The organism is Rhodococcus sp. 05-2254-2 (assembly GCF_002259095.1).
Taxonomy (GTDB): Bacteria; Actinomycetota; Actinomycetes; order Mycobacteriales; family Mycobacteriaceae; genus Rhodococcoides.
In genome coordinates, this window is sequence record NZ_NOZJ01000008.1 from 67455 (window position 1) to 85750 (window position 18296).

The window sequence follows — 18296 nt, forward strand, 5'->3', positions numbered from 1 at the left end:
ATCTACAGTCCGTACGTCTTGCCGATGATGTCGCGCTGAATCTCGTTGGTACCGCCGTAGATCGAGGACACGAGAGTGGTCCTGACATGCTTTTCCATGTCGAACTCGGTGGCGTAGCCGTAGCCACCCATCATCTGCATGCCTTCGAGCGCCACCTTCTTGGCGGTCTCGGTGAGCTTGAGCTTGGCCATCGACGCCTCGCGCGGGAAGAGCTTCGTCGGGTTCTCGTCGACCAACCGAGCCACGTGGTAGACCAGCAGCCGGCCGCACTCGATCTCGGTGGCCAGATCGGCGATCCGATGTCGTAGTGCCTGGAACGTTCCGACGGGCCGTCCGAATTGCTGTCGCTGGGTGATGAAGTCGAGTGTGTCGTCGAATGCTCGTTGCGCCGTACCGAGCATCATCGCCGCGAGAATGAGGCGCTCGATGTTCAGACCGGTCATCAGCTGAGACCATCCCTGCCCTTCCACCCCGACCACCGCGTCCTCGGGCAGCGCGCAGTCGGTGAAGTACAGGTCGTTGACTTCCTTGCCGCCCATCGTGTCGATGCCGACGATGTTCAGGCCCTCGACATCGGCCGGAACGTCGAACATCGTCAGGCCTTCGTGCTTCCCACCCTCTCTGCCTCCCTGGGTCGCTCCGCCGGCTCCGCTCCTGCCGGTGCGTGCGACGAGCAGGATCCGATCGGCGAAGTGCGCGTTGGAGCACCAGGTCTTCTGGCCGTTGATCAGCCAGCCGGTGTCGGTCTTCTCGGCGCGGCAGCTGAGGTTGCCGACGTCCGAGCCGGCCTCGGGCTCGGACATCGAGATCGAATAGCTCCGCCCGGCGACGATGCCGCCGAGAACGGTCTCCTTCTGTGTGGGTGTGCCGAATTTCTCGTAGGCCGCGCCGGTGATCAGGGTGGGTCCGATGCCGCCGATGGGAGCCATGGCCTTGGCAGATTCTTCGAGCAGAATGCACAGGTCGACGGTGCTGCCGCCCGCCCCGCCATGCTCCTCGGAGATGATCGCACCCAACCAGCCCAGCTCGGCCATCTTGTCGTAGAGCGCCTGATTGTGGGTGTGCTTCCCGTGCTCGGTGAGCGCGTCCCGCTGGGCGCGGGTGCCGGCCTCCTTGGCGCAGAAGGACGCGACAGCCTGGGCGAACGCGGTCTGTTCCTGGGTGAGATCGATACTCATGAATCGGCTCCTGCACATCGAGGCGGCGGGGGTTGTAGCAACCGAATCGGACGCATAGTGTGTCCTGGACAACATTGAATCACATCAAATATATGTGATGCGATCTGCTGGAGGATAGAGCCCGTGACAGACCAGATCGAACGAACGAACGAGAGCACCTTCGAAAGCCTCGACCCCAGAACAGGTGTCGCGCTCGCCACGTATCCGATCGCGGGCACCGCAGAGGTCGACGTCGCCGTCGCTCGCGCCCGGTCGGCCGCGCGCTGGTGGGACGTGCAGGGTTTTGTCGGACGCAAAAGGTGGCTGCTCGAATTCAAGTCCGCCATCGCCAAGGACGCCGCGAGCCTCGCTACCGTCATCGCCGCCGAAACCGGCAAGCCGGACGAGGACTCTCTGCTCGAGGTCATGCTCGGCGTCGAACACCTCGACTGGGCGGCCCGCAACGCCGAGAAGATCCTGCGGCAGCGCAAGGTCGGATCGGGCCTGCTCGCCGTGAACCAGAAGGCCTACGTCGGGTACCGCCCGTTCGGTGTCGTCGGAGTGATCGGCCCCTGGAACTACCCGCTCTACACACCGATGGGTTCGATCGCGTACGCCCTCGCGGCAGGCAACACCGTCGTGTTCAAACCGAGCGAACTGACGCCTGGCGTCGGGACCTGGTTGGCCGAGAAGTGGCAGTCGCTTGCCGCTCCGCACCCGGTGTTCCAGACGATCACCGGCGACGGATCCACCGGCACCGCCCTCGTCGAATCCGGTGTCGACAAGATCGCGTTCACCGGATCCACCGCCACGGCCAAGAAGGTCATGGCCACCTGCGCGAAGTCGCTGACCCCACTCGTCGCCGAGTGCGGCGGCAAGGACGCGATGCTCGTCGACGCAGACGCGGACATCACTGCCGCAGTGGAATTCGCGACGTTCGGCGCGATGGGCAACGCCGGGCAGACCTGCGCGGGCGTCGAACGCATCTACGTCGCGGCTCCGGTGTACGACCGATTCGTCGGCGAGTTCACCGCCGCGGTGAGGGCACTGAAGCCCGGCGGAACGAAGACCTCGTCGTACGGTCCCATGACGCTGGGTAAGCAGAGCGACATCGTGCGCGGCCAGATCGAGGACGCTCTGGCCAAGGGCGGCAAGGCGGTCGTCGGCGGACTCGACTCGTTGCACGGTCCGTACATCGACCCGGTGGTTCTCACCGACGTACCCGAGGATTCGACGGCGATCACCGAGGAGACCTTCGGTCCGACCGTGGTGGTCAACAAGGTGCGCGATCTGGACGAGGCCATCGAACGCGCCAACGCGTCCAAGTACGGACTCGGCGCATCGGTGTTCACCCAGGACGGAGCGGTGGGCAGACGCGCCGCCGAGAAGCTCGATTGTGGTGTCGTGACGGTCAATTCGGTGCTCGGCTTCGCCGGTGTTCCGGCGCTGCCGTTCGGCGGCACGGGCGACTCGGGATTCGGCCGCATCCACGGTGCCGACGGCCTCCGTGAGTTCAGCACCGTGAAATCGATGACCGTGCAGAGTTTTGCAGCTCCGGTCAATCTGCTGACGATGAAGCGCAAAGCGCGAAACATGAAGCTGTCCGTGCTGGCGCTCAAGCTTCGTCACGGACGGGGCTGACCATGGACATCAGGCCGAAGAAGGGGCGCTTCGGCTGGCTCCGCCGCATCGAGGAACTCGACCCGGTACGGGATTGCCACACGATCCACCGCATCACCGCCGGCTACGAGTTTCCGTGGGACTACCAGCGTGCACTGGAATTCGCGTTGTTCCGTACCTACTGTGTGCCGACCATCTCGGCTCTGTTGGTCAGGACCGGCGAATTCGAGAACAGGCCGCAGAAGCGCTACGACGACACCGCGCTGCTGATGGCCGAATTGCTCGAGCACGGATACGACTCCGAGCGGGGCCGCGAATCGCTTCGGATGGTCAACCGGATGCACGGGCAGTTCGACATCTCGAACGACGACATGCTCTACGTGTTGACGACGTTCATCTACGAGCCGATCGAGTGGATCGACACCTACGGATGGCGTCGCCTGCATCCGAAGGAACGACTCGCAACGTTCCACTTCTACTGCGAAGTGGGAAAGCGGATGGGAATCAAGAACATTCCCTCCTCGTACACCGAGCTCGCGCAGTTCAAGCTCGACTACGAGGAGCGCACGTTCCGCTTCAGCGAGGACAACCGACGGATCGGCACGTACACCCTCGAGCTGTACTGCTCGTGGTACCCCGCCGCGCTCACCCCCGCCGTGAAACAGGCAGTCTTCGCATTGCTGGACGACAGGATGGCGGGTGCCTTCGGCTTCCCGTCCGGCTCGGCGACGATCGAGCGGGCCGCCGTACGGGCTCTGCGTGCCCGAGCCCGGGTGGAGCGGTTCCTGCCCAAGCGGACTCACTCGCGGGCCACCGCCGACGCGTCGAACAAGACCTACCCCGGTTATCCCGTCGGCTACCGCCCTCGGGATCTGGGAGCTGGTGCCTGCCCGTACACCGCCGTGGCCACGCCTGCCTGAGTCCGGCGGCGATCACCCCAGCAGTACCGCTGTCATCGTCTGCTGCACACGGGCCATGGTTCGGTCGGAGCGCTCGAACCGCACCGTGCGACCGACGTCGAAGACCAACCCGAGAGCGGCGTGGATCAGAAATTTCGAGACCACCACGCTCGTGTTCGGCCGTGCTTCCCGCAGTAGTTGCGCCCAGCCGTCGATGTTGTGGCGCTGAATTCTGCGCAGCGTCGTCCGCCGATCGGCCGGCAGATTTCCGATCTCGGCGAAGTACACGGCCACGAGTTCGCCCTGCCTGAAGGTCAATTCGGTGTACAGCCTGGCGAACGTCCGCACCGCGTCGACCGGGGAGCTCGATTGCTCGAGCGCACCGGCGAGGGTGTCGGTGAGCTGGTCGTTGGCACGGTGCAACGCAGCCTCGAGCAGTTCGGCCTTGCTGGGGAAATAGCGGTACACACTGGAGGCAGTGATCGACGCCGCTGCGCCGATGTCGTCCAGGCCCACCTCGTGGTAGCCGTGCAGGTAGAACAGCCTGATCGAATGATGCAGCAGCTCTTCGCGTTTCGATGCATGCTCGAGCACGGATTCGCGGTGAGGAGATGCGCTGCCCTGCTGCGGAAGTTCGGTCCACAGAACCGACCGTGCGGCAGCGAGCATCGACTCCTCGATCTGCTTGGCCGACAACGCCGATCGATGCGCGGTGATGCTGGCGACCACACTGATTGCCGCGGTGGCCAGCAGCGCTGCATCGGATTCGGACAGATCGGGGCGAAGCTGTCGCAGCGGGACCGTCACCCGCTCGTGCACCGTTCGCAGCGCTCGGCGTAAGTACTCACGGTCCGAACCGACGAGATAGCGCCCCTCCCATCGATACAACCCACCGGTGCGCCGATTGTCGAGGGTGGTGGCGATGATGGCACCGATGACCGCGTCGATCCGAGCCTGCGGATCCTCCACATCGATGACGGCCGGATCGGTTGCCGCGACCAACGAGTCGGTCATCCGCGTGACGGTGTGGACGAACAAGGAGTACTTGGTGGGAAAGTGCCGGTACAGCGCAGGCCCGGAAATGCCGACGGTGGCGGCGATGTCCTCGATTCCGACGGGGTGATAGCCGCGCTCGCTGAAGGCCTCGGCCGCGGCCACCAGAATCTGCGCCTTTCGATTCCGTGGCCGACGCCGCTGCGCCGTCGTACCTGTCTCGTTCATCGCCTGCCCTTGCACCGCCGGTCGTCTCGATTCCCCATAGTAGCGGCATCGATGCGAATGATCGCAAACTTATTGCAGGGCTGAGCTGCAGAAATGCAGTCGACGAAGCTCCGGACAAAGCAGTGCCCGATCTGTAGGCTGCATCACATTCGATCCCCTGCTCTTACCGCTGACGAGAGGAACCGGCGATGGCCGCTCACCCGAACGAACCCCGGTTGTCCAACCGAAACAACTGGAACAACCACGTTCGACGGCACGCCCTCATGCAGCCCGACGCCGTGGCGCTCCGATTCCAGGGGCGATCGATCTCGTGGCGCGAACTCGACGACCGCGTGTCGAGATGCGCAGGCGTTCTGCAGAGCCGCGGAATCGGATTCGGCGACCGGGTGTTGATCGTGATGCTCAACCGACCCGAGTACCTCGAGGCGGTGCTGGCAATCAACGCGCTCGGGGCTCTGGCGGTGCCGGTGAACTTCCGGATGACTCCGCCCGAGGTGGCCTTTCTCGCGCAGAACAGTGGCTCCACCCTGGTGATCACCGACGACACGCTCACTCCGCTGGCCGAAGCAGTTGTGGCGCAGAGTGATTCACTGAACGGAATCATCACCGTCGGGGACGACTACGAGGCGCTGCTGTCCGCGGCTGAACCGGCGGACACCGTCGACGTTCCGGACGACGCCCCGGCCTTGATCATGTACACCTCGGGTACCACCGGAAGACCCAAGGGCGCGGTCCTCACGCACGCGAACATGCAGGCCCAGGCCTTCACCTGCATCCGGGCACTGCAGATGAGCGCCACCGACGAGGTCGGTTTCTGCGCCTCACCGATGTTCCACATCGCCGCACTCGGCAGTCTCGCGCCGAGCCTGCTGCTCGGCATTCCCACCGTCGTCCACCCGGTCGGTGCGTTCGATCCGGGCACCCTGCTCGACGTACTCGCCGCCGAGGGTGTCACCAATCTCTTCCTCGTCCCCGTGCAATGGCAGGCGATGTGCGCGGAGCAGGCCGCGAACCCGAGAGAACTTGCCCTGCGGGTCATTTCCTGGGGTGCCGCCCCGGCCTCCGACACCGTCCTGCGCGCGATGTCGACAACGTTCCCGGGAGCGCTCAACGTCGCGGTCTTCGGGCAGACGGAGATGTCGCCCATCACCTGCGTGCTCGACGGCGTCGACGCCGTCCGCAAACTCGGCTCCGTCGGACGCGTCATCCCGACCATCGCCGCGCGCGTCGTCGACGACGAGATGAACGACGTGGCGCAGGGCGAGATCGGCGAAATCGTCTATCGAGGGCCCACATTGATGCAGGGCTACTGGGAGAACCCGGACGCGACGGCGGACGCATTCCACGGCGGCTGGTTCCACTCCGGCGACCTCGTACGCCAGGACGAGGAAGGCTTCGTGTTCGTCGTCGACCGCAAGAAGGACATGATCATCTCCGGCGGCGAGAACATCTACTGCGCCGAAGTCGAGAACGTCCTGTTCTCCCACCCCCGAATTCTCGAGGCCGCGGTGATCGGCCGCCCCGACGACAGATGGGGTGAGGTGCCCGTCGCGGTGGTCGCACTGCACGATTCGCCCGGCACCCCGGACCTGACACTCGACGAGCTTCTCGTGTGGCTCGGCGACCATCTCGCGCGGTTCAAACACCCCAAGGATCTGGTCGTCGTCGACGCCCTCCCGCGCAACGCGAGCGGCAAGGTGGTCAAGGTCGCACTCCGGAAGACCTACTCGCCGGCACCTGCCTGAAAGGCGGGCAGGGAGGCGTCGAACATGCCCGGTACACGACGCCCTTCGCGAGCCGACACGGGGCCGAAGTGCTGGTCGGGGCACACCCCGAATCGGATAGGACGTAGCCTGGCTGGGAAGGTTCGGTGGCTCGACCGGAATGACAGTCGTGTTGTTCGGTTAGATTGGGAGAGCCACCAGGCACGATGCAAGAGGGTCGAGACCTGTCAACGAGCGACGGGTCACCACAATCGAGGAGAACAGGCCATGGCTTTACCAGTATTGACACCGGAACAGCGCACCGCGGCGCTGGCCAAGGCGGCCGAGGCACGCACTGCGCGGTCGAAGCTGCTCGCATCCGTCAAGTCCGGCGAACTCAGCGTCGCTGACGTTCTCGCCAAGGCGGAGAACGACGAGATCGTCAAGAAGACCAAGGTGTCCGCCCTGATCAAGGCCCTGCCGGGTGTTGGTTCCGTGCGCGCCGCACAGCTGCTCGAGCAGCTGTCCATCGCCGATACCCGCCGTATCGGTGGCCTCGGTGCAAACCAGCGCGAAGCCCTCCTGGCTGCCGTCGCATCCTGATCGACCTGGGTCGGGCTCACACCCGATCCGGCGATAATGCGTTGCCTGCAGGGCTAGCATTTCGACCATGAACGTCGAAGTGACCCTGCTGCCGGGAATCGGGGTGCGGAAGGATTTCGCCCTCGCTTCCGGGCGTCGCATAGGCGTCATCACCCGCAAGGACGGCGCGAACGAGTTGATCGTCTCGCGCAAGGACGACCCCGATGCGACGCAGGAATCCATCACGTTGAGCAATGAGGAAGCGGCGGCTCTGGGCAATCTGCTCGGGTCGCCGCAACTCATCGCTCAGCTCGGGGAACAGCATCGCGACCTCCCCGGCATCAACACCCGCCAGCTCCCCGTCAGGAAGGGCTCGCGTTTCGACGGCCGCCCCCTCGGCGATACCGGGATGCGCACCAAGACCGGCGTCTCGATCGTCGCAGTGATGCGCGCGGGCCAAGTACAACCGTCACCCACTCCCGGCTTCACCCTCGTCTCGGGCGATCTGCTGGTCGCCGTCGGAACCGCCGACGGTTTGGACGCAGCTGCCAAGATCCTCGGCAATGCCTGACAATCGTCGGGTCTGACCCGGTGGCCGAGACTGCACTCGCTCTGACCGAACTGGGAGCGGTGTTCTTCGTCCTCGGCCTACTCGCCCGCGTGGCAGGCAAGTTCGGGGTCTCCCCCATTCCGTTCTATCTTCTCGCCGGTCTCGCCTTCGGCAACGGCGGAATCGTCAGCCTCGCCGGCATCGACGAATTCAGTGAGATCGCCAGCGAAATCGGCGTCATCCTGCTGCTGCTCCTGCTCGGACTCGAGTACACCGCCACCGAACTCGTCACCGGACTGCGCCGATCCTGGCTGGCGGGCCTGGTCGACATCGCTCTGAACTTCACTCCGGGCGCAGTGGTGGCACTGATACTCGGCTGGGGCGGCGTCGGAGCACTGGTGATGGGCGGTGTCACCTACATCTCGTCCTCGGGCATCATCGCCAAGGTCCTCACCGACCTCGGCCGGCTCGGCAACCGAGAAACCCCCATCGTGCTCTCCATCCTGGTGTTCGAGGACCTCGCGATGGCCGTCTACCTGCCGATCCTCACCACGGTCCTGATGGGTGCCAGTTTCCTCGGCGGGCTCGAAGCTCTCGGGATCTCCCTGCTGGTGGTCACGATCGTCCTGGTCATCGCTCTGCGCTACGGCAGCTCGGTCTCCTCGCTGCTCGACAGCAAGGACCGTGAGGTCATGCTCCTCAACGTCCTCGGCGCTGCCCTGCTGGTGGCCGGAATCGCGTCGGAACTGCAGGTCTCGGCCGCCGTCGGCGCATTCCTGCTCGGTATCGCGATCTCCGGCTCGACGGCCGCCAACGCCACCCGCGTTCTCGAACCCCTCCGGGATCTGTTCGCAGCGATGTTCTTCGTCGTGTTCGGTCTCGCCACCGATCCGGCAACCATCCCGCCGGTGCTCGGCTGGGCTATCGTCCTGGCGGTCGCCACCGCAGCGACCAAGATCGCGACGGGCTGGTGGGCGGCCAGGCGTCAAGGAATAGGGCGACCGGGCCGACTGCGCGCCGGTGCGGCCCTCGTGGCCCGCGGCGAGTTCTCCATCGTCATCGCCGGGCTGGCCGTGGCCGCGGGAGCCGTCGAGGGCGAGCTGGCTGCTCTGGCCACGGCATACGTACTGCTGATGGCCATCCTGGGGCCCATCGCGGCCCGAGTCGTCGAACCGGTCGCGAAGGTCCTCCTTCGCACGAAGCCCGCCGTGTGATTGGCTTTCGGAATGGTGGACAAGCGTCGAGCATCGGTTCTGCGCCGACGGCCGCAGCTGTCGGAGGAGGTGGCCAACCACGTCCGGCACCTCGTCATGTCCGGCGAGGTGAGCCCAGGCGACTTCATCCGACTCGACGAGACCGCCGCCGAACTCGGGGTGAGCGTCACTCCGGTTCGCGAGGCACTGCTGACGCTGCGGGGTGAGGGCATCGTCGAACTCGTCCCGCATCGCGGATACAAGGTCTCGCCCCTGACGCCGAGCGACATCGTCGACATCTTCTGGCTGCAGGGCCACATCGCCGCCGAGCTGGTTCGCCGCGCCGCGCCGAAGATCACCGAGGCCGAGCTCGACCGGCTCGCCGAGCTCACCGCCGCACTGTCGGTCGCCGTCGAGAACGGTCGGCCGGAGGACGTCGAGAACTGCGAATTCGAGTTCCACCGAGTCCTCAACCGACTCGCCGAATCCGCGAAACTGGCGTGGTTTCTCAACAACGCCACCCGCTACACACCCACCCGCCTCTACGCCACCGACCGCGACTGGGGCCGAGCGACAGTACGCAACCACGAGGCCCTCATCGAGGCACTCGTTCGAAACGACATCGACGCCGCCTGCGAATTGATGAAGCAACAATTCACAGACGGCGCCGAGAGGTTGATCGCGCACCGCGGGTGAGCGCTACGCGCATGTGCGCGGAAACTCGTAGCCTGCTACGAGGTTCCGCTCACATGGGGTCAGCGCAGCGAGGCTGGAACCTGGAAGCGATCGCCGTACTTCTTTGCCAATTCGTCTGCACGAGTGACGAATCCGGCCTGACCACCCGGGTAGCCGACGACGTACTGGTGCACGCCGCCCGTCCAGGCGGGGAATCCGATGCCGAAGATCGAGCCGATGTTGGCGTCGGCGGTGGTGTTCAGGACACCCTCGTCGAAGCACTTCTGCGTCTCGATGGCCTCGATGAACAGCATGCGCTCCTTGAGGTCCTCGAACGGAATGTCCGCCGAGCCCGACTTGAACGCATCACGCAGTCCGGGCCACAGTCCGGCGCGCTTGCCGTCCTCGTACTCGTAGAAGCCCGCACCCTTGGCCTTCGACGGACGCTCGAACTCGTCGACCATCTTGTCGATGACGGCACCGGCCGGATCCTCGGGAGGAGTCTGACCCGCGGCGATGAGCGCGTCGTAGGTCTCCTTGCGGATCTTCTGCATAAGGTTGAGCGTGAGCTCGTCCGAGAGCTGCAGCGGCGCAGCCGGGTAACCGGCCTGCAGTCCGGCCTGCTCGATGGTCGACGGCTCGACGCCCTCGCCCAACATCGCGATGGCCTCGTTGATGAACGTGCCGATGACACGCGAGGTGAAGAAGCCGCGACTGTCGTTGACGACGATCGGGGTCTTCTTGATGAGCTGGACCAGGTCGAATGCCTTGGCCAAGGCTGCATCCGACGTCTTCTCGCCGCGAATGATCTCCACCAGCGGCATCTTGTCCACGGGTGAGAAGAAGTGGATGCCGATGAAGTCTTCCTGACGCTTGATGCCCTGAGCGAGGCTCGTGATGGGCAGCGTCGAGGTGTTGGAACCGAGCAGTGCCGTCGGATCGACGAGGTCCTCGATCTCCTGGAACACCTTCTGCTTCAACTCTTCCGACTCGAAGACGGCCTCGATGACGAGGTCTGCGCCTTCGACGTCCTTGGCGTCGGCCGTCGGGTGGATACGGGCCAGCAGAGCGTCGGACTTCTCCTGGGTGGTCTTGCCACGCGAGAGTGCCTTGGCTTCGATCGCCTCGGAGTAGGCCTTGCCCTTCTGAGCCGACTCGAGGGCAACGTCTTTGAGCACCACGTCGATTCCGGCCTTGGCACACACGTACGCGATGCCCGCGCCCATCATGCCCGCGCCGAGAACCGCGACCTTGGTGAACGTGGTCTTCTCGATGCCGTCCGGGCGCGACTTGCCGGCGTTGATCGCCTGCAGGTCGAAGAAGAACGCCTGAATCATGTTCTTGGACACCAGACCGGTGACCAACTCGGTGAAGTACCGCGACTCGATGGTGCACGCGTTGTCGAAATCGACCTGCGCACCTTCCACTGCCGCAGCGAGAATCGCGCGCGGAGCCGGCATCGGTGCACCCTTGATCTGCTTGCGCAGGTTGGACGGGAATGCAGGCAGGATCTGCGCGAGCTTCGGGTTCGACGGCGTTCCGCCGGGGATCTTGTAGCCCTTGACATCCCACGGTGCGACGCCACCCTCGGGGTTGGCCTTGATCCACGCCTTGGCGGCGGGCACCAATTCGTCGATGCTGCCGACCAATTCGTGAATCAAACCGATCTCGAGAGCTTTCGTCGGACGGAACCGGGTGCCCTGGGCGAGGACGGTCATGAAACCGGTCTGAATGCCGAGCAGTCGCGTGATGCGAGCAACGCCGCCGCCGCCGGGAAGCAGTCCGAGCGAGACCTCGGGCAGACCGATCTGGACGCCGGAGACATCGGCCGCGATGCGGTGATGCGTCGCGAGGGCGATCTCGAGTCCGCCGCCGAGTGCTGCGCCGTTGATGGCGGACACGACCGGCTTGCCGAGCTTCTCGATGCGACGCAGCTGCCCCTTGACTTCCTGGACCTCGTCGAACACCTGCTGGGCGTCCTCGGGCTTGGCTGCGATGAGGGTGTGCAGATCGCCGCCGGCGAAGAACGTCTTCTTGGCGGACGTGATCACGACACCGGTGATGGAGTCGACCTCGGCCTCGAGGCGTTCGACGGTGGCACCCATCGAATCCTTGTACAGCTGGTTCATCGTGTTGGCGCCCTGGTTGGGGTCGTCCATTGTCAGCGTGACGATGCCGTCGGCGTCCTGGTCCCACTGAATCATGTTGTTGCTCATGCCTTTACCTCAGACTCGCTCGATGATGGTGGCAACGCCCATGCCGCCGCCGATGCACAGGGTGATCAACGCGTAGCGACCGCCGCGGCGCTCGAGCTCGTCGAGCACGGTGCCGGTGATCATCGCGCCGGTAGCGCCCAGGGGGTGGCCCATAGCGATGGCTCCGCCGTTGACGTTGAGCTTCTCGTTCGGGATCTTCAGATCCTTCTGGAACCGCAGCACGACGGACGCGAACGCCTCGTTGAGCTCGAAGAGATCGATGTCGTCGACGGTCAGCCCCGCGGTGGCGAGAACCTTCTTCGACGCCGGGGTCGGCCCGGTCAGCATGATGGTCGTGTCGGCACCGCTGGTGGCCGTCGCGACGATGCGCGCCCGCGGAACCATGTTCAGATCCTTGCCGGCCTGCTCGCTGCCGACGAGGACGAGTGCTGCGCCGTCGACGATGCCGGAGCTGTTACCGCCGGTGTGGACGTGATCGATCTTCTCGATCCAGTGATACTTCTGCAGTGCGACGTCGTCGAATCCGCCCATGGCGGCGATACCGGTGAATGCCGGGTTCAGCTTGCCGAGCGATTCGACGGTGCTGCCCGGACGCATGTGCTCGTCCTGATCGAGGATCAGCAGACCGTTCTGGTCGGTGACCGGCACGACGGACTTGGCGAAGTATCCACCGGACCACGCTGCTGCGGCTCGCTCCTGCGACTGCGCGGCGTAGGCGTCGACGTCTTCACGGGTGAAGCCCTCGATGGTGGCGATGAGGTCGGCACCGATGCCCTGCGGGGCGAAGTAGGTGTCGTAGTTGGTGGCGGGGTCCATGGCCCACGCGCCGCCGTCACTGCCCATCGGCACACGCGACATCGACTCGACGCCACCGGCGACGACGAGCTCGTCCCAACCCGAACGCACCTTCTGCGCGGCCAGGTTGACGGCCTCGAGGCCGGACGCGCAGAAACGGTTGAGCTGGAAGCCGCCGACAGTGTCGGGCATCTTCGCAGCGAGCACGGCAGTGCGGGCGATGTCGGCACCCTGGTCTCCGACGGGCGAGACCACTCCGAGGATGAGGTCGGAGATCCGGTTCTCGTCCATGTCGGGGAAACGTCGACGAAGCTCGTCGATCAGGCCGGTCACCAGGGAAATCGGCTTCACCGAGTGCAGGGAGCCGTTCTTTCCTTTGCCTCGGGGAGTCCTGATGGCTTCATAAATGAATGCCTCTGTAGTCACAGCGCGCAGTTCCTTCCACATTCTCGATCGGCGTCGCCGTCGCCGTGCTGGCCGACCGCGTCGATGCGAGGCCACAACAGACCTCAGCTCACTTCACAGTAGGGCCGCGGGTCGATCCGACATAAGGACCGAAACGAGCGTTCTCCATGACCGGCGCGGAAGTTCAGGTTTGAACGAAGTCGGCATGGGACACTCGGATAGATCAGATCTACCGAGCGCGGAAGAAGACCCTCCATGGAAACCGACAACGAACTGACCGTGGGCGCCCGCGTCAAAGTACGCATTCACACCACCGGCACCGACGACGAGTCCGGTCAGGACGCGTACGAGACCGGAGCCATCGTCGAGGATTTCGGCGTGCAGACCCCCGACACCACGTCGAGGGAATGGGCGGTGGCACGGCGTTGGGCAGTGGCACTCGACAGTGGCCGCCTGGTGTTCGCCGACAACGAGGATCTCACCGTCGGCTGAGTCACCCGTCGATCAGATCTCTTTGAGCGGTACCGCTCCCAGTTCGCTCACCAGCAGCTCCATCGCGACTGTCTCCGGGTCCCGGCGAACCGTGGGATCGGCAGGCTCGGCGGCAGCCTTGAGCAACTCTTCCTCGTCCTCCGGGGTCTCCGGCGGCGGTGGCCCTACCGGCTCGGGCTCGTCCGGATAGTCCGGGGCTTCCGGCATCGGAATGTCGTCCGCCCCGATGCCGGCCGAGGATCCGTCGCCCGCTGATCCGAACCCGTCCGACGTGGGACGGGGAGCCCCTGCCTGGCTCGGCCTCGAGAACTTCGGCAGCGACGCGGGTTTCGCTGCCGGTTCATCTTTTTTTGCTGATGACTGTTCCGGTGGTGCCGCGGCACCGACCAGACATACCACCGACCATTCGACGCCGAACACGTCACGCAGAGCGTCGCGAATGACGTCGGCGTTGCGGGGTTCCTCCAGACGCTTGGCCAACGGTGCCGAGTCGTGCCCGAGCGTGATGGTGCCGTTCTCGACCACGCGCACCGAGGCTCCGGACAGCATCACCTCGACGGTCCGGCTCCGCTCCCGCACTTTCGTACGCACCTCGGACCACACCGCTCGAACCGCAGCTGCGTCGGGTTCGTTCGACGCGGAGGCAGGGGCCGCCACGGGTTCCGGTTCCGACTCGAACACGGGATCAGGTTCGGGACCGTAATCGTCCTCGGGCTCCGGCGGAAAGTCCTCGTGTGACGTCGGGGCGGTCGGCGCAGCCGGGGCAACCGGGGCCGAATCCTGTTGCACGGGAACGGATTCCGGGACGGACTCGGGCTCGGATACTGACGCCGGCGCAGGCTCGGGTGTTGGTGTGGGCTCGGGTGTTGGTGCGGGCTCGGGTGCCGGAGCTGGCTCAGGTGTCGGCTCGGGCTCCGGTGTTGGTGCGGGTGTCGGAACCGGCTCGGGCTCGGGCGTCGGTGCCGGCTCAGGTGTCGGCACCGGGACTGAGACAGCGGGTGCGGCCGCCACCGGAGCCGGTGCCGATGCGGGCGCTGTTGCCTCTGCGGCCGGGGGGCGCTGTGACGGTCGCTGGAATTTGCTCACCGGTGCCGGACCCGAGGGGGCGGGCTCCTCGGTGGGCTGCAGTTGCGGTCGCGTCGGATCCGCAACTGCCTGGGCGACGGCTGCCTGCTCCCCCGCCGGAAGGGTGACGTCCAAGCGACGTTCGACGCGTTCGAGTCGCTGCAGCACCGCCGATTCCGCGTCGGAGGCCGAGGGCAGCAGCATGCGGGCGCACATCACTTCGAGCAGCAGACGCGGGGCGGTGGCACCGCGCATCTCGCCGAGTCCCGAGTGCACGATCTCGGCGTAGCGAGTCAGCGTCGCCGAGCCGAGCAGATCGGCCTCGTCACGCAGTCGCTCGAGTACGTCGCCCGGCACGTCGACCAGACCGCGTTCTCCGGCGTCGGGCACGGCCTTCATCAGGATCAGGTCTCGCATGCGATCGAGGAGGTCGATGGCGAACCGGCGTGGGTCGTGGCCGGCGTCCATCACCTTGTCGACGGTGCCGAACAGTGCGCCGCCGTCGCCCGCAGCCAATGCGTCGACCGCCTCGTCGATGAGCGCGACGTCGGTGACGCCGAGCAGCGACAGTGCTCGCGGGTACGTGACGCCTTCCGGCCCGGCTCCGGCGAGGAGCTGATCCATGACGCTGAGCGAGTCACGGGGCGAGCCGCCGCCGGCGCGGATGACCAACGGGTAGACCGCGTCTTCGACCGGGACCTGTTCCTGACCGCAGATCTTTTCCAGCAGAACGCGCATCGTCGACGGCGCGAGCAGCCGGAACGGGTAGTGGTGGGTACGCGAGCGGATGGTGGGGAGAACCTTCTCGGGTTCGGTGGTCGCGAAGATGAAGACGAGGTGCTCGGGCGGTTCCTCGACGACCTTGAGCAACGCGTTGAAGCCCGCCGGGGTCACCATGTGTGCCTCGTCGATGATGAAGATGACGTAGCGCGATTCGGCCGGGGCGTACACGGCCTTGTCTCGCAGATCACGGGCATCGTCGACGCCACCGTGGCTGGCCGCGTCCATCTCGACGACGTCGAAGTTGCCGGGTCCGCCGGGGGCGAGGGCGACGCAGGAGTTGCACACGCCGCAGGGCGTCGACGTGGGACCTTCGGCGCAGTTCAGCGATCGGGCGAGGATCCGCGCCGAGGAAGTCTTTCCGCAGCCGCGCGGCCCGGAGAAGAGGTAGGCGTGGTTGATTCTGTTGCTGTCCAACGCCACGCTGATCGGCTCGGTGACGTGCTCCTGACCGACGACCTCGGCGAACGTCGCAGGACGGTACTTCCGGTAGAGGGCCACGCCCGAAAGGGTACCGGCGACCACGGACACAGTTGCATCGCCGGTCATTGTGCGGCGGCGGATACCGCTCTGATGTTCATGACGGCGAAGCTCTCGCGGCTTCCGGTCGATTCCGACAGCGCGTACAGCCAATGGCCGTCCTGCAACGCATCCGAGATCGCATGCCGCACGATGGCTCCCCTGGAGTTCTGATAGTCGATCGTGACGGGTGTGCCGCGCGCTGCGGCGTCGGTCAACAGATCCAGCTCTCGCGGCAGCAGTCGGCTGTGCGAATCCAGCGCAGACCGCACTCGTGCCTCGTCGACGGTTCCGCTGCTGCCGGCCAGCAGGAGCCGCGCGAGCTCGCGTGGTTCGCGTCGGTGCCGTGCCTGGTGGACGGCACGATGCGTCGGCCGGGTGTCCCCCGCGCGGATCCGGGGTGCGCTGTCGAGTTGGAGTTGCCCGGTGTCGGAGTGCCGCACCGGGGAGTATCCGTGCCTGCGGAGCACTGCGATGGTGTCGATCGGCGTGGCCGAACTGACCAGAACGGTGGGAGCGAGGCGCTGGAACTGCAGCACTGCCAGGGACTCGTCGGTCTCGATGTTCGTCAGCAGGACGACGTCCTCGGAGAGGATGGCGCAGGGAATTCTGCGCACGGCCAGGGCGCCGTAGGTACGCCAGCAGTCCCGGATCGTGTAGCTCAGAGCCTGGGGTACGTCGGTGTCGGCCATCGCGGTCAACGCATCGATCAACTCGTCGCCGGTGCCACCGGTGTCGAAGAACCCTCGGATGGTCGCGGGGGTGAACCGCCAGACCGATGCGACGTCCCTCGACTCGGGCTGCGCGGCCGCGCCGAGAATCGACGCCACCTCGGTACTGGGTGGTCCGGTCACCACCGCCGTGGAATCGGGCAACAGCCGAACGGAGAACGGAACCCACTCGGCCATGTCCTGCAACTGTGCGGCCAGAGCCGCACGGATTTCGCTCGGGTCACCGTCTCGACCCGCGGGGAACTCGGTGAGGGTGCGGCACAGATCGGTCGGCGCACCGTCGGCCAGTATCCCGAGCCGACTCGCCTCCAACCACAGCGCGTGCACGTGGCCGGGCCCGGCGCCCGTCGGGACGACCGGGATGTGCCAGTCCAGGTACCGGGCGAACTCCTCGGCATCCTGCAGAACCGTCACCGGCGAGTCGACGTCCTCGTATCGGAGCAGAGCTGTCAGCGCCGTCGCGCGCAGGTCCGCTGCCGCGGGGTCGTCGAGCATCTTCTTGAGCACGGGAACGGTCTTCTGCGACGCACGGGGCACGCGGTGGGTGGGAGTGATGGGCGAACTCCACCACGCGGTCACCAGCGTCGCCGCCTGTTCGGCTCGGGCACTCGTCGACCATGTCTCGTAGGCCGAGGTCAACGCGACGCCGGTCTTTCCGCGTTCGGCCAGCAGCCCGGCTTCGCGTGCCAGCATCAACATCAACGCGGTGTCGTGTTCGTCGGCGAATCCCAACCTGCTCGTCAGCGACCGAAGTTCCTTGGCACTGACGCCGCCGGTCTTCATCGTCGTCAGGCCGTCGGCGTCGATGGCCGTCAGCAATGCCTGCGTGTGTTCGCAGAACTGCAGCAGTGCGATGGAACGAGTGCGCCGCACGTCGTCGTGCGAGAGCGCGCGGGTCTCGAAGGTCGGCGGCGTGACTTCGATGGGCAGACGCCACCCGACCCCGCGCAGGGCGATGCTCACCTCCAGCGGCATCTCGACGCGGTGCCCGTCGAGTCGATACAACAATCCCCGCTCGAAGGCAGGGGTCCCCGCGCTCGACGGAATGTCGAAGATCAGTGACACCGGCTTGCCATCGACGAAGCGAGACAACATCGCTCGCATCTCCTCCGGCCCACCGTCGAACAGTTCACGGATGCGCTCGGGCGTCATCGCGGCTGCAACGGCGTCGGCGCGCGCCCCTCGCTCGAGCGCCGGGTCGATTCCGAGAATCGACAGCACGGCCGACCGATCCTGCTCGACGGCGCAGTGCAGGAACAGCTTTCGTTGCCTGCGGGCAAGTCCGAACGGATGCGAGAACACCCCGGACAGATCGATGGGTGAGTATTCGACGGTGCCTGCGCCGGGTGAGGAGTGCGGCCAGATCAACCCGTAGGCCGTCAGTGTGGCGAGAGCGGCATCGATGTGCGGCGTCTCGTTGATCGGGCCCTCACTCGCCCAGTGCCCGATCTCGGCGCGGCTCAGATCTCCCATGAGCGCGAACAATTCGAGGAGAGCGAGCGCGCCGCTGTCGAGTCGACGCGGCAGCATCGACACCCGAGACGGTGCACCGAGCAACTGCGCGAGCAAGCCGAACGAGCGCGGTGGCGGGTCGGTCGCCACGTCCGGCCGACGGTGCAGCAGATCGGTCAGTGCGTCCTCGTCGAGAGTCGCCAGCCAGCCCTCGTAGGTCTCGATACTGTCGGTCATTCCG

The 18296-nt window shown here is 65.7% G+C and carries 14 protein-coding genes; 8 read left to right on the forward strand and 6 right to left on the reverse strand.

The features are described from left to right. Window positions 1–2: 2 nt before the first annotated feature. Window positions 3–1178, reverse strand: a complete 1176-nt coding sequence (locus CH283_RS10395; protein WP_094638735.1) for an acyl-CoA dehydrogenase family protein — start codon at window positions 1176–1178, stop codon at window positions 3–5. 102 nt (window positions 1179–1280) lie between these two features. Between CH283_RS10395 and CH283_RS10400 the strand changes: the two genes are divergently transcribed. Together CH283_RS10400 and CH283_RS10405 are read left to right on the forward strand one after the other, a co-directional pair. Further along, window positions 1281–2798: an aldehyde dehydrogenase family protein gene (locus CH283_RS10400; RefSeq protein ID WP_373455129.1), complete on the forward strand. Its 1518-nt coding sequence runs from the start codon at window positions 1281–1283 to the stop codon at window positions 2796–2798. A gap of 2 nt (window positions 2799–2800) precedes the next feature. Further along, the gene (locus tag CH283_RS10405; protein ID WP_068050468.1) at window positions 2801–3697 is read left to right on the forward strand and encodes an oxygenase MpaB family protein; all 897 of its coding nucleotides are present in this window, start codon (window positions 2801–2803) and stop codon (window positions 3695–3697) included. Window positions 3698–3709: 12 nt separating this feature from the next. On the opposite strand, the gene CH283_RS10410 is transcribed toward CH283_RS10405, so the two are convergent. Further along, window positions 3710–4897, reverse strand: coding sequence for a TetR/AcrR family transcriptional regulator (locus tag CH283_RS10410; protein ID WP_068050467.1), 1188 nt, complete (start codon window positions 4895–4897; stop codon window positions 3710–3712). Window positions 4898–5085: 188 nt separating this feature from the next. Here CH283_RS10410 and fadD5 point away from each other — a divergent pair, with 188 nt between their 5' ends. The 5 genes from fadD5 (at window position 5086) to CH283_RS10435 (ending at window position 9621) form a co-directional block, all read left to right on the forward strand. Beyond that, on the forward strand, window positions 5086–6642 hold the full coding sequence (gene fadD5 / locus CH283_RS10415) for a fatty-acid--CoA ligase FadD5 (protein ID WP_094638736.1): 1557 nt from the start codon (window positions 5086–5088) through the stop codon (window positions 6640–6642). Window positions 6643–6888: 246 nt separating this feature from the next. Next, on the forward strand, window positions 6889–7203 hold the full coding sequence (gene mihF, locus CH283_RS10420; protein ID WP_008712632.1) for an integration host factor, actinobacterial type: 315 nt from the start codon (window positions 6889–6891) through the stop codon (window positions 7201–7203). A 67-nt stretch (window positions 7204–7270) separates the two neighbouring features. Beyond that, a complete protein-coding gene (locus tag CH283_RS10425; protein ID WP_094638737.1) occupies window positions 7271–7753 on the forward strand; it encodes a cation:proton antiporter regulatory subunit in 483 nt (160 codons plus the stop codon). A gap of 20 nt (window positions 7754–7773) precedes the next feature. Further along, window positions 7774–8946: a cation:proton antiporter gene (locus CH283_RS10430; RefSeq protein WP_094638738.1), complete on the forward strand. Its 1173-nt coding sequence runs from the start codon at window positions 7774–7776 to the stop codon at window positions 8944–8946. Window positions 8947–8958: 12 nt separating this feature from the next. Next, window positions 8959–9621, forward strand: coding sequence for a GntR family transcriptional regulator (locus CH283_RS10435; RefSeq protein ID WP_068050457.1), 663 nt, complete (start codon window positions 8959–8961; stop codon window positions 9619–9621). 59 nt (window positions 9622–9680) lie between these two features. Here CH283_RS10435 and CH283_RS10440 read toward each other — a convergent pair whose 3' ends face one another. Continuing rightward, on the reverse strand, window positions 9681–11816 hold the full coding sequence (locus CH283_RS10440) for a 3-hydroxyacyl-CoA dehydrogenase NAD-binding domain-containing protein (RefSeq protein WP_094638739.1): 2136 nt from the start codon (window positions 11814–11816) through the stop codon (window positions 9681–9683). A 9-nt stretch (window positions 11817–11825) separates the two neighbouring features. After that, window positions 11826–13037, reverse strand: coding sequence for an acetyl-CoA C-acetyltransferase (locus CH283_RS10445; protein WP_068050463.1), 1212 nt, complete (start codon window positions 13035–13037; stop codon window positions 11826–11828). Window positions 13038–13271: 234 nt separating this feature from the next. On the opposite strand from CH283_RS10445, the gene CH283_RS10450 reads away from it, so the two are divergent. Beyond that, on the forward strand, window positions 13272–13508 hold the full coding sequence (locus tag CH283_RS10450; RefSeq protein ID WP_068050455.1) for a hypothetical protein: 237 nt from the start codon (window positions 13272–13274) through the stop codon (window positions 13506–13508). A gap of 12 nt (window positions 13509–13520) precedes the next feature. Here CH283_RS10450 and CH283_RS10455 read toward each other — a convergent pair whose 3' ends face one another. Both CH283_RS10455 and CH283_RS10460 read right to left on the reverse strand, forming a co-directional pair. Continuing rightward, window positions 13521–15854, reverse strand: a complete 2334-nt coding sequence (locus tag CH283_RS10455) for a DNA polymerase III subunit gamma and tau (protein ID WP_094638956.1) — start codon at window positions 15852–15854, stop codon at window positions 13521–13523. A 44-nt stretch (window positions 15855–15898) separates the two neighbouring features. After that, entirely contained in the window at window positions 15899–18292 is a 2394-nt protein-coding gene (locus CH283_RS10460) for a helicase-associated domain-containing protein (protein ID WP_094638740.1), read from the reverse strand. Between the last annotated feature and the right edge of the window lie 4 nt (window positions 18293–18296).